At 71.9% G+C, this 11,861-nt stretch carries 12 protein-coding genes; 6 read left to right on the forward strand and 6 right to left on the reverse strand.

Annotated elements, in window-relative coordinates:
* Window positions 1–278: 278 nt before the first annotated feature.
* From ACGWYJ_RS37610 to ACGWYJ_RS37620, 3 genes are all read right to left on the reverse strand, one after another.
* Entirely contained in the window at window positions 279–2,408 is a 2,130-nt protein-coding gene (locus tag ACGWYJ_RS37610) for a SpoIIE family protein phosphatase (RefSeq protein ID WP_395111366.1), read from the reverse strand.
* Window positions 2,409–2,571: 163 nt separating this feature from the next.
* Complete coding sequence (locus ACGWYJ_RS37615; RefSeq protein WP_395111367.1) at window positions 2,572–3,216, reverse strand: TetR/AcrR family transcriptional regulator; 645 nt, start codon at window positions 3,214–3,216, stop codon at window positions 2,572–2,574.
* Entirely contained in the window at window positions 3,213–4,757 is a 1,545-nt protein-coding gene (locus tag ACGWYJ_RS37620; RefSeq protein WP_395111369.1) for an MFS transporter, read from the reverse strand. The genes ACGWYJ_RS37615 and ACGWYJ_RS37620 overlap by 4 nt, the downstream gene beginning before the upstream one ends.
* A 216-nt stretch (window positions 4,758–4,973) precedes the next feature.
* Between ACGWYJ_RS37620 and panB the strand changes: the two genes are divergently transcribed.
* A complete protein-coding gene (gene panB, locus ACGWYJ_RS37625; RefSeq protein WP_395111370.1) occupies window positions 4,974–5,849 on the forward strand; it encodes a 3-methyl-2-oxobutanoate hydroxymethyltransferase in 876 nt (291 codons plus the stop codon).
* A 74-nt stretch (window positions 5,850–5,923) separates the two neighbouring features.
* Here the strand turns inward: panB and npdG are convergent, their stop codons facing one another.
* Complete coding sequence (gene npdG, locus ACGWYJ_RS37630) at window positions 5,924–6,616, reverse strand: NADPH-dependent F420 reductase (RefSeq protein WP_395111371.1); 693 nt, start codon at window positions 6,614–6,616, stop codon at window positions 5,924–5,926.
* Between the two features lie 68 nt (window positions 6,617–6,684).
* Here npdG and ACGWYJ_RS37635 point away from each other — a divergent pair, with 68 nt between their 5' ends.
* Window positions 6,685–7,284 carry a hypothetical protein gene (locus ACGWYJ_RS37635; RefSeq protein ID WP_395111373.1) on the forward strand — a complete coding sequence of 200 codons (600 nt, stop codon included), beginning with the start codon at window positions 6,685–6,687 and terminating at the stop codon, window positions 7,282–7,284.
* Here ACGWYJ_RS37635 and ACGWYJ_RS37640 read toward each other — a convergent pair whose 3' ends face one another.
* Complete coding sequence (locus tag ACGWYJ_RS37640; RefSeq protein WP_395111374.1) at window positions 7,285–7,479, reverse strand: hypothetical protein; 195 nt, start codon at window positions 7,477–7,479, stop codon at window positions 7,285–7,287.
* A 78-nt stretch (window positions 7,480–7,557) separates the two neighbouring features.
* Here ACGWYJ_RS37640 and map point away from each other — a divergent pair, with 78 nt between their 5' ends.
* The 3 genes from map to ACGWYJ_RS37655 all read left to right on the forward strand — a co-directional run bounded on the left by map (window position 7,558) and on the right by ACGWYJ_RS37655 (window position 10,273).
* A complete protein-coding gene (gene map / locus ACGWYJ_RS37645; protein ID WP_395111376.1) occupies window positions 7,558–8,409 on the forward strand; it encodes a type I methionyl aminopeptidase in 852 nt (283 codons plus the stop codon).
* Window positions 8,410–8,496: 87 nt separating this feature from the next.
* Window positions 8,497–9,189 (forward strand): helix-hairpin-helix domain-containing protein, encoded by a 693-nt coding sequence (locus tag ACGWYJ_RS37650; RefSeq protein ID WP_395111377.1) that lies wholly within the window; start codon window positions 8,497–8,499, stop codon window positions 9,187–9,189.
* Window positions 9,190–9,247: 58 nt separating this feature from the next.
* Window positions 9,248–10,273 (forward strand): DNA polymerase ligase N-terminal domain-containing protein, encoded by a 1,026-nt coding sequence (locus tag ACGWYJ_RS37655; RefSeq protein ID WP_395111379.1) that lies wholly within the window; start codon window positions 9,248–9,250, stop codon window positions 10,271–10,273.
* A gap of 16 nt (window positions 10,274–10,289) precedes the next feature.
* Here the strand turns inward: ACGWYJ_RS37655 and ACGWYJ_RS37660 are convergent, their stop codons facing one another.
* Entirely contained in the window at window positions 10,290–10,913 is a 624-nt protein-coding gene (locus ACGWYJ_RS37660; protein WP_395111380.1) for an NAD(P)-dependent oxidoreductase, read from the reverse strand.
* Between the two features lie 207 nt (window positions 10,914–11,120).
* On the opposite strand from ACGWYJ_RS37660, the gene ACGWYJ_RS37665 reads away from it, so the two are divergent.
* Window positions 11,121–11,834, forward strand: a complete 714-nt coding sequence (locus ACGWYJ_RS37665; RefSeq protein ID WP_395111382.1) for a metal-dependent hydrolase — start codon at window positions 11,121–11,123, stop codon at window positions 11,832–11,834.
* The last annotated feature ends 27 nt before the right edge of the window (window positions 11,835–11,861 follow it).

The following is an 11,861-nucleotide window of genomic DNA, read 5'->3' on the forward strand; positions in this document are numbered from 1 at the left end:
GCTGGGGTGACGGGCTGAGGTAGGTGCGAGGCTTGCTTCGCTCGCCCCTGCCTTCGGGTGCGGTCGCAGCGCTTGAGCGGCTGTTCGGGGCTGGGGTGGGTGGGGGCGAGGGGCGAAGCCCCAACGGGGGTGCATGGGGGCGGAGCCCCCTGCCGGGGTCGTAGGGGCGGAGCCCCTACCGGGGTGGGAGGCCGCGGCCCGGAGCGAGTTCTACGAGCGCAGGGACGCGGCATCCCGCCCCGCTCCCGGGGGGTGTGGGGGGTCGCCCCCCCACACGACTAAGCGCGATGGTGGTTTTGGCCTGGCCAGATTGCTTGGGGTTCTGGGGGGTCCGGGTCTATGCCGGGGATGGTCTGTTCGCACCACACGACCTTGCCGGCGGCGGTGCGGCGGGTGCCCCAGCGGTGGGCGAGTTGGCTGACGACCAGGAGGCCGCGGCCGCTTTCGTCGTCGTCGGCGGCGCGGCGGAGTCTGGGGAGGGCGGCGGAGCGGTCGAGGACTTCGCAGACCAGGGTGCGTTCGAGGAGCAGCCGTAGCTCGATGGGGCCGCCGGGGGCGTACCGGTAGGCGTTGGTGATGAGTTCGGAGGCCAGGAGCTCGGTGGTGTAGGTGAGCTCGTCGAGGTCCCATGCCGCTAGCTGGGTGCGGACGAGGCCGCGGGCGCGGCGCACGGCGGCGGGGTCGGACGGGAGGCTCCAGGAGGCCCAGCGGTCGTCGGGGAGGCGGCGCAGCCGGGCCAGGAGGACCGCGATGTCGTCGCGGTGGTGGTCGCCGTAGACGCCGGCGAGGGTGGCCTTGGCGAGGTCTTCCATGGGGCGGCCGACGGTGTCGGGGCCGAAGACGCCGCGCAGTCTGGCCAGGCCGTCGTCGATGTCGCGGCCGCGGTTCTCCACGAGGCCGTCGGTGTAGATGACGAAGACGCTGCCGTCCTCGACCTGGAATTCGCGGCTTTCGATGGTGGCGGAGCCGGACACGCCCAGCGGCGGGGCGGGCGGGACCTCCAGGTATTCGTTGGAGCCGTCCGGGGCGACCAGCAGCGGCGGGAGGTGGCCCGCCGAGGCCACTTCGAGGGTTCCGGAGGTCGCGTCGTAGATGCCGTAGACGCAGGTGGCGAAGTGCGGTTCCTGCTCGCCGAGCTCGATCATCAGCTCGTGCATGATGTGCAGCGCGTCGGCGGGGGGCAGTTCGAGGTTGGCGAGGGTGTGGAGCGCGGTGCGGAGCCGTCCCATCGTGACGGCGGCGCGGACGCCGTGCCCGGCGACGTCGCCGACGATGAGGGCGACGCGGGCGCCGGGCAGCGCGATCGACTCGTACCAGTCGCCGCCGACCTCGACGAGCTGGCTGCCGGGCAGGTAGCGGTGCCGGACCTCGACCGAGGACGGCGCCGACAGCCGGTGCGGCAGGAGGCTGCGCTGCAGCGCGAGCGCGGTGGCACGTTCCCGGCTGAACAGGCGGGCGTTGTCGATGACGATCGCGGCCCGCGCGGCGAACTCCATGCCGATCTCGACGTCGTAGGCGTCGAACCTGCGGAACCCCGGGACGCGGGTGCAGGCGATGAAGCCGAGCAGGGTGTCGCGGGCGATCAGCGGCAGCAGCACCATCGACACGTCGGTGAGCAGCTGGGCCGCGGGGGCGCGGCGCCACCGCTTGCCGATGTCGGCGGCCAGTTCGGCGGTCACCTGCGGCAGGTGGACGGGACGGGCGGTCTCCAGCACCGTCCGGTACGGGGTGCCCTCGGGGTAGACGAGCACCTCGCCGACCGGGAACGTGGCCGTCCACATGGGGTTGCGGTCGTCGGAGGTGACCGCGATGCGGCGCAGCACCGCGGCGCCCGACTCGCTGTGCACCTCGTCGGCGGCGAACAGGCTTTCCAGCACCAGCACCGAGGCGGTGGTGCAGAAGTGCGGGACGATCACGTCGACCAGGCCCTTGGCGGACTGGTCGAGGTCGAGGGACGCGCCGAACCGGGTGAGCGGGTCGTCCAGCAGGGCCCGCCGCATCAGGGCCGGGTCCTGGTAGCGCTCGCTGGGCGGCAGCGCCACCCGCACGTACAGCAGGCCGATGGGGGCGGAGCCCTCGTCGCCGCCGACCATCGGCTGGGCGGTGACGACCGCGTCGGTGGTGCTCCCGTCGGCGTCGGGGACGCCCTCGCCGCCGGCGCGGCGGACGGCCAGGACGGCGCGCCGTTCCTGGCCCGCCGCCAGGGCTTCGAGCAGGGTCTCCAGCTCGGCCTTGGCCTCCTCGCCCACCAGTTCGCCCGCGGAGCGGCCGATCAGGTCGGCGGGCTCGTAGCCCAGGACGGCGCGGGCGTTGGGGCCGCATTGCACGATGCGGCGCGTGCCGTCGATGCCGAGGACCAGGGTGCGGGACGCGGAATCGGCGCTGGCCGCGTCACTTCGCGGCGCCATGACGGATCTCACCAGTCGCGCTCCCGACAGCCGGTCACCTATCACTCCCCAGCGCCAGTATGGGGCATGAGCCGTGATCCAGGGAGAAGATCACGACTCCCGCGCGGAAATAGCCGGTGTTCCGCTCGGTTTTACGAATGGATCGGAAGGACGAGCGGCGATTCTAGCCCTCAGGTCCGGCCGCGCCGGGGTCGGGCGCATGGCCGGGTCCGGCCGGGCCGGGCCCGGCGGCGATGCCGCGGAGCACCGTGTCGATGACCGCCTCGGGGAGTCCCTCGGGCAGCCGTTCCCGGGGGGAACGGTGCACCAGCACGCCGACGAGCATCGCGATGACGACGTCGAGGTCGAGGTCGGCGCGCAGTTCGCCGCGTTCGACGCCGCGGCGCAGCACCCGGTGCAGCATCTCGCGGCGCGGCTGGATCACGTCGCGCCGGTAGCGGGCGTACAGCTCGGGGTGCTTCTCGGCACCGCCGACCACGTTCCAGAAGCAGCGGGCGTGCGGGTGTTCGCGTTCGGCGGCGATGTCGCTGGCGATGGCCAGCAGGTCGTCGCGGACGGTCGGCCCCGACGGGTCGCGCGGCGGCGACTTGATCGTGGCGAGCGCCCCGACGATCAGCGCCTCCTTGTGGGGCCAGCGCCGGTAGATGGTGGTCTTGCCGACCCCGGCGCGGGCGGCCACGGCCTCGATCGTGACCCCGGCCACCCCGGACTCCTCGGCCAGCAGGTCCAGGGTGGCCTCGATGATCGCCTTCTCCGCCCGTTCGCTGCGGGGACGGCCGGGGGCGCGTCCGCTGACCGTCCCGCTCATCGCCGTCCCTTCTCCAGGTCGGGGGCCGGCTCGGGCACCCGTTCGACGGGTCCTTCCGCGGCGTTCTCGAGGGGCCGGCGGCCGGGCATCGCGCGCAGGACGAGGAGGGCTCCCAGGAGGGCGACGACGGCGCCGGTGCCGGCGGCGACCCGCATCGCCTCGACGAACGCGAGGTCGGCGTTTCCGAGCAGGCTCTGGCCCGCGGCCCCCATCCGTTCGGCGACCGCGTGCGCGCCCTCGATCGACTCGCTCGCCGTGGCGCGGGCGCCGGACGGCAGCGCGGCCAGCGGCTGGGCCAGCCGGTCCCGGTAGACCGACGCCAGCAGGGAGCCGAGCACCGCGACGCCCATGGCGACCGCCACCTGCCGCGCGGTGTTGTTGAGGGCCGAGCCCGCGCCCGCCTTCTCTCTGGGCAGCGCCGACATGACCGCCTCGGTGGCGGGGGACACGACGTTGGCCAGTCCCGCGCCCTGGAGGAAGAACATCACGCACAGCACCCACAGCGGGGTGTCCGTCCCGACGCGGAGCAGCGGGTAGGCGCCCAGCGCCATCGCGACCAGCAGCAGCCCGCCCGCGCAGACGGCGCGGGCGCCGAACCTGCGTACGGTCGTGGCGGTGAGCGGGGAGAAGATCAGCTGGGCGGCGGCGAACGGCAGCAGCATGGCACCCGCGTGCAGGGGGGTCAGCCCGCGCACCGACTGCATGTAGAAGCCGGCGAAGAAGAACACGCCGGACGCGGCGAAGAAGCACAGCGCGATCGAGCTGACCCCGGACGACAGCCGCGGGTCGCGGAACAGCCGCACGTCGAACGCGGGATGGTCGGTGCGCGCCTCGTGCCAGGCGAACGCGGCCAGCACCGCCAGGCCCGCGGCGATCGGTCCGAGCACGCCGGCGGCGAGCCAGTCGCCGTGCTCGCCGCCCCGGATGATGCCGTACGACAGGGAGATCAGGCCGACGATCGACAGCAGCACGCCGAGCGGGTCGAGCCGTCCGGGCCGCGGGTTACGGGATTCGGGCACCAGGAACACCATGAGCACCGCGCCGACGACGATCACCGGGACGTTGATGAGGAACACCGAGCCCCACCAGAAGTGGTCGAGCAGCAGGCCGCCGGTGACCGGGCCGATGGCGACGGCCACCCCGACCGCGCCGCTCCAGACGCCGATGGCGCGGCCCCGCTCGCGCGGCTCGAACACGTTGGTGATGATCGACAGCGTCTGCGGCATGATCGCCGCGCCGCCCAGTCCCATCAGGGCGCGGGCCCAGATGAGCTGCCCGGGGCTCTGCGCGTACGAGGACAGCAGCGAGGCCAGCGCGAACACCGTCATGCCCGTGATCAGCACCCGGCGGCGGCCGAGCCGGTCGCCGACGACGCCGAAGGTGAACAGCAGCCCGGCGAACACCAGCGTGTAGGCGTTGATCGCCCATTCGAGCTGGCTCTGCGTCGCGCCCAGGCCCACGTGGGGGTCGGCGATGGTCTTCAGGGCGACGTTCAGGATGGTGTTGTCGAGCACGACGACGAGCAGGCTGAAGGTCAGCACGCCCAGGATGTACCAGCGTCTTCGATGAATGGCCTCGGATTGCAAGGGCTCTCCCGGAGGGACGTGGGGACGGCGGCGGGTGGGAGGCGATACGCAACAGTATCGTTTCGATACTACGCCCGGAACGTGGGGGGTACCCGAAACGTTCCGTCAGTGGGATCATCGTTCCTGTCCGGGTACGCCACCGTGGCGCCTCGAGACCGCTGGAGGTACACCGTGTCTTCTTCGGCTGCCCACCCGCAGCAGGCCCCGACCCAGCACCCCGCCCAGCCGACCACCCTCTACGGCGGCAAGGGCGAACGGCGGGTCACCGTACGCGACATCGCCGCCGCCAAGGAGCGGCGCGAGAAGTGGCCGATGCTCACCGCGTACGACGCCCTCACCGCCCGCGTCTTCGACGAGGCCGGCATCCCCGTCCTCCTGGTCGGCGACTCCGCCGCCATGGTGGTGTACGGGTACGACTCGACCATCCCCGTGACCGTCGACGACCTCATCCCGCTGACCGCCGCGGTGGTGCGCGGCTCCAAGCGCGCCATGGTGGTCGCCGACCTGCCGTTCGGCTCCTACCAGACCGGCGTCGCCGACGCCCTGGCGACCGCGACCCGCTTCCTCAAGGAGACCGGCGCGCAGGCGATCAAGCTGGAGGGCGGGCGGCAGGTCCTCCCGCAGGTCGAGGCGATGGTCGCCGCCGGGATCCCGGTCATGGCGCATCTCGGCCTCACCCCGCAGTCGGTGAACGTCCTCGGCGGCTACCGGGTGCAGGGCCGCGGCCAGGCCGGCGACGAGCTCATGGCCGACGCCAAGGCGCTGGAGGCCGCCGGCGCCTTCTCGCTCGTGCTGGAATGCGTCCCCGAGGAGCTGGCCGCCAAGGTCACGGCCTCGCTGTCCATCCCCACCATCGGGATCGGCGCCGGTGACCACACCGACGCCCAGGTCCTGGTCTGGCAGGACATGGCGGGGCTGACCCCGCGCACCGCCAAGTTCGTCAAGAAGTACGCCGACCTCGCCACGATCCTCGGCGACGCCGCCCGCACCTATGCCGACGAGGTCGTCGGCGGCGTGTTCCCCGCTCCCGAGCACACCTACCACTAGGTCCGAGCTCGCCCCCGTTGGGGGGAGGGCGCCCGTCGCCGTCCCCCCAACTGGGCATCGTGTGGTCGGCTGGGCTACACGTCGGTGATGCGGATGCCGGCGTGGGCCTTGTAGCGCCGGTTCATCGAGATCAGGTTGGCGGTGAACGCCTCGATCTGGTGCGCGTTGCGCAGCCGCCCGCCGTACACGCCGCGCATGCCGGGGATCCGGGCGGCCAGCGCCTGCACCGTGTCGGTGGCCTCCCGGTCGTCGCCGAGCACGAGGACGTCCAGCTCCATCTCGCCGACCTCGCGGTCGAGCAGCAGCACGGCCGAGACGTGGTGGAAGGCGGCGACCACCCGGCTCTCGGACAGCACGGCGGCGGCCTGCTCGGCGGCGCTGCCCTCCTCCACCGGGAGCGGGAACGCGCCGCGCTTGTCGAAGCCCAGCGGGTTCACGCAGTCGACCACGATCTTGCCCGCCAGCTCGGAGCGCAGCGACTCCAGCGTGGCCTTGTGCCCCTCCCACGGCACCGCCACGATGACCACGTCCGCCTCGCTCGCGGCCCTCGGGTTCTCGGCGCCGCGGACGGGCAGCCCCTCGTCCAGGTCGTCGGCCGCCTGCTGGGCCCGCTCCGCCTTGCGGGAGCCGATGATCACCTGATGGCCGGCCAGGGCGAACCGCCGGGCCAGGCCCTTGCCCTGGTCGCCGGTGCCGCCCAGGATCCCGATGGTCAGGCCGGACACGTCGGGAAGGTCATAGGGGGTTGTGCGCTGCTGCTCCGTCATGGAGACGAGTCTGCCAGGCGGTGCCCGAAACCACGTGCGGCGGCCCCGGGTTCGTGCACCATGGTCGGGTGGACGCCGAGCAGGTCACGATGCTGCGGGAAGTGCTGGCCGCCACCGGCTGGCTTGAGCGCACCGGCGAGTTCGGACGGGCGCTGCGCACCAGCGCGCGCACCCCGGGCGGACTGCTGCTGGTGGGGACCCCGGCGGGCGACCCCTGGCACATGGCGGCGCACCTCGACGACGAGAGCAGGCTGAGCGGGCTGCCCGGCCTCTCCCCCACCCTGGTGCGCTGGTCGCCGCCGCCCGGCGCGCCGCCGCACCTCTCGATCGGGCTGGAACGGCTGGAGGCGGCACGCCGCGGCGAGACGCTGTTCGTGGTCGCCGAGGACGAGGCACCCGAGCCGCTGCTGGAACGGGTCGACGACGCGCGCCGCACCGGCGCGGTGATCCTCGCGATGGACGGTGGCGACCGTGAGCTGCGGGGCCTGGCGCACGAGGCGCTGACCGTGCCCCCGGACGAGCGGCTGGTCACCTTCGACGGCGCCCAGCATCTGGTGAGCGCCGCCGCCGGCGACCAGACGGGCGGCGGGCCGTCCGCCTCCCCCAAGGGGCTGCGGCGCCGCCTGGCCCGCCTGCTGGACGCCGTCAGCGGCCCGACGACGGATTAGTCAGTCGTCGTCATCGTCCTGGGCCCGCCACGCCTCGTTACGCCGGCGCGCCGTTTCCAACGCGTTGGCCGCCGCCGATTCCGAGTCATAAGGACCCATACGATCCTTGTTAGGGCACCCGGCGCCGTGCTCGACCTTCATGTGCTTCAGACAGAACCACCAATCACCGTCGTCCGTGCCCGGCATGCCCTTCATGACGCCTCCTCAACGCGGTACATAATCGCCGTCGCCTGGGGATTGGTGCCCGGGACCGGCTGACTACACTCCCTTTGCATGACGACCCAACTACTCCGGCCTGGCCGCGTCTCCCCTATGCGCAAGGTTCCCGCACATATCCCGCGTCCGGAGTACGTAGGGAAGAAGCGCCCCAAGACCGGTGAGCCCGATGTCAAGACGCCCGAGATCATCGAGAGGATGCGGGTGGCCGGGAGAATCGCCGCGCAGGCGCTGGAGGAGGTCGGCAAGCACGTCCGTCCCGGCGTGACCACCGACGAGCTGGACGTCATCGGGCACGAGTTCCTGCTCGACCACGGCGCCTACCCGTCCACGCTGGGCTACCGGGGCTTTCCCAAATCGCTGTGCACCTCCATCAACGAGGTGATCTGCCATGGCATCCCGGACGACACGGTGCTGCGGGACGGCGACATCATCAACATCGACATCACCGCGTTCATCGACGGCGTGCACGGTGACACCGACGCCACATTCCTGTGCGGGGACGTCGACGAGGAGTCGCGGCTGCTGGTGGAGCGCACCCGCGAGGCGATGATGCGCGGCATCCGCGCGGTCGCCCCCGGCCGCGCGCTGAACGTGATCGGCCGCGTCATCGAGTCCTATGCCAAGCGGTTCGGTTACGGGGTGGTGCGCGACTTCACCGGGCACGGGATCGGCACCACGTTCCACTCGGGGCTGGTCGTGCCGCATTACGACGACCCGGCCGCGACGACCGTGATGCAGCCGGGCATGACGTTCACCATCGAGCCGATGCTCACCCTCGGCGTGCACGACTACGACATCTGGAAGGACGGCTGGACGGTCGTCACCAAGGATCGCAAGCGGACCGCGCAGTTCGAGCACACCGTGCTGGTGACGGAGGACGGCCACGAGATCCTGACTCTTCCCTGAACCTTCCCTGACCACGTTCACGGGTACAAAAAGGATCAAGAGCCCAACAAGACCCAGATCGGCTCGGGAGAGCGTGGAGAGCATCCGATGAGAGCTCCAGTGCCGTACGAACCACGGGTTCCCTCGGACAGCATGCCGCCGGGGCGTGCCGCGGTGAGCGTGACATGGGCGGCGCTGCCTTTCCTGACCCTGGGGTACGCCACCCCGTTCACCTTCGCCGCGGCGGCCCTGTGGCGGCGCAGCGCGCACCTGGCGGTCGCCTCGGCCGCCTACATCGGGATGTTCCTGCTGATGCTGACCCTGCTGCCGGGGGTGAGCCGGGAGCCGGGCGGCACCCAGGGGGCCGTGGGCGTGCTGATGTTCCTGCTGGCCGTGGTGGGGTGCGGGCACGCGTTCCTGATCCGGCGCAAGGTGTTCGACCCCGACGGGCTGTCGGGCGTCGACAACGAGAAGGCGATCGAGCAGGTGCGGCGGCACCGGGCGCTGCGGCAGAAGGCGCGGGACCTGGCCGCCGAGGACCCGAAGCTGGCCAGGGAACTGGGCATCGGCCGTCCCGACCTGCCCCGGCGGTACAACGACGGCGGCCTGGTGGACGTCAACCACGCGCCCGCCGAGGTGCTGACCCTGCTGCCGGGCGTCACGCCCGAGCTGGCCGTGAAGATCGAGCGGGTGCGGTCGGAGACGGGCGGGTTCATGTCCGCGGAGGAGCTCGCCGCGCTGGCGGGCCTGCCGCCCACGCTCACCTCCGAGCTGGCCGACTACGCCGTCTTCATCAAGTGAGCCCCTCGGGCCGTACCGCGCGGTGAGTCCGCCCGTACGGGAGGGGTAGGGAACGGGCGTGGCCGCCGAGAAGAAGTCCAAGAAGGCCCGGAAGGGCGACGACCGGCTCGCCGAGTACCGGGGCAAGCGGGCCCCGGGCAAGACGCCCGAGCCCGTCCCGTCCGAAGGCCCGCTCCCCGAAGGGGACGACGACACCTTCGTGATCCAGGAGCACCACGCGCGCAGCCTGCACTGGGACCTGCGGCTGGAACGCGACGGGGTGCTGGTGTCGTGGGCGGTGCCCAAGGGGATCCCGGCCGACCCCAAGACCAACCACCTCGCCGTCCACACCGAGGACCACCCGCTGGAGTACGCGGCGTTCGAGGGCGAGATCCCTCAGGGCGAGTACGGCGCAGGGCGGACGATGATCTGGGACCGCGGGACGTACGACACGGAGAAGTGGTCCGAACGCGAGGTGAAGGTGGTCTTCCACGGCTCGCGGGTCTCGGGACGGTACGTGCTGTTCCGCACCCGCGGCGACAACTGGATGATCCACCGCATGGACCCGCCCGCCGACCCGGACGCGGACCCGATGCCCGGCGTGGTGCGGCCGATGCTGCCGGAGAAGCGCGACCGGCTTCCCCGCGACCAGAAGAGCTACGCCTTCGAGTTCGCGTGGGACGGGCGGCGCCTGCTCGCGTACGTGGAGGGCGGCCGGACCCGGTTCACCGACGGACGCGGCCGTGAGACCGGCGGCCCGGCGGGGCTCGGGTCCAGGCTCGGGAAGGCGCTGGGAGCGCGGCCCGCCGTCCTTGACGGGGAGCTCGCCACGGTGGAGGGGCGCGAGACCTACCTGCTGTTCGACCTGCTCTACCTGGACGGGCGATCGCTGCTCGACGAACCGTACGAACGGCGCCGCGAACTGCTCGACGGCCTGGAGCTGAACGGCGCGCGCTGGCAGACGGCGCCGTGGTACCCGGGCGAGGCCGCCGCGGTACGGGAGGCGGCCCGCGACCAGGGGCTGCCCGGCATCCTCGCGAAGCGGCTCGACTCGCCCTACGAGCCCGGCACCCGTTCCCCGGCCTGGCGCCGCCTCCCGGCCTGACCCGGTTCCGGCGTCCTCAGTACGCGACGCTGATGCGGCGGCGGATGGCCTGCCCCTTCTCCAGCTCGTCCACGAGCGCGATCGCGTAGTCCTCGGCGCTGATGGAGCTGTTGCCCTCGGCGTCGGTCAGCAACTGGTCACCGCCCACCCGGAACGTGCCGGTGCGCTCTCCGGGCGCGATGATGGCGGCGGGCGAGACATAGGTCCAGTCGAGGTCGCCGGCCTCCTCGCGGATCAGGGCGAACTGGGCGATCCCGGCCGCCGCCTCGTTCCTGGCGACCTCGGGGAACCGCGGGCTGTCGAACAGCCGGACGCCCGGCGCGACCTCCAGGCTGCTCGCGCCGCCGACGATCAGCAGCCGCCGCACCCCGGCCGACCGCATCCCCTCCAGGATGCCGCGGGCGTACTCCAGCATCGGGGGCGTCGCGTCCGAGCCGTCGCGCGGCGGCGCGATCGCGTCCACCACCGCGTCGTGGCCACGGACGGCGGCGGCGACCGACGCCGCGTCGCGCGCGTCCGCCGTCACGGTGCCGTCACTACCACTGCTGGTGATGCCGGTGACCTCGTGGCCCCGCGACCTCGCCTCGGCGGCGATCCTGCTCCCGATCATCCCCGTGGCCCCGATCAGCGCGATCCTCATGCCGTCCTCCTGGATCCCAAGTCATTCAAACGTCAACTATTGAAATATCGCTGAACGGAACCGTAGGGCAACGAGCCTTCTCCAAGGAGGAAGAGCGGCCGCAACGGCGCGCCGCCCGGCCCGCCGCACACCCACGGGCTACAGTCCCGCGAGGAGGACGTACCGGTTGAACCAGCCGGAACAACGGAATAGCAGGGAGAACGACACATGATGGGGCAGACGCACGCCCTCAGCGGCGCGCTCGTATGGCTGGGCGCCGTCCCCCTCCTCAGCCAGGAACGGCTCCTCGGCGACCACGCCATCTCCCTGTCCCCCGCCCAGCTCATCGCGGGCGCCGTCGTCTGCGCCGGCGCCGCGCTCCTCCCCGACATCGACCACCACAACGGCCGGATCGCCAACACCTTCGGCCCCATCACCAAACGGCTGTGCAAATGGATCGGGAAGGCGTCCGGCGGTCACCGGCAGGCCACCCACTCGCTGGTGTTCGCCGTCCTGATGGGCCTGACGATGGACCTGCTGGCCACCCACTTCGAGTACGGATGGTGGGCCGCGCTGTTCGTCATCGTCGGCTTCGGACTGCGCGGAATCGGCCTGGACTTCGAAGGCAAGGAACCGCAGTCCGCCCTCACCGACTGCGCCGTCGCCGGCGTGGCCGTCTGGCTCATGCACGACCTCGACATGAGCTTCGTCGGCTTCGCGGTCGGCCTGGGATGCGTCGCACACGTCATCGGCGACTGCCTCACCCCACGCGGCTGCCCCGTCCTGTGGCCGTTGAAGTGGCGCGTGGAACTCCCGGTGGTGCCGCGCACCGACGGCAAGGTAGAGCGCTGGGTCATCATGCCGATCCTCACCCTGGGCGTCGCGGTCCTGACCATCCGCTCGATGCTGGGTGACATGGCGACGAACTGGCTGACACAGTGATTTTTTGGCAAGCACGAGCTGCGCTCG

The sequence above is a fragment of the Actinomadura sp. SCN-SB genome (genome assembly GCF_043906805.1).
In the GTDB taxonomy this organism is placed as follows: Bacteria; Actinomycetota; Actinomycetes; order Streptosporangiales; family Streptosporangiaceae; genus Spirillospora.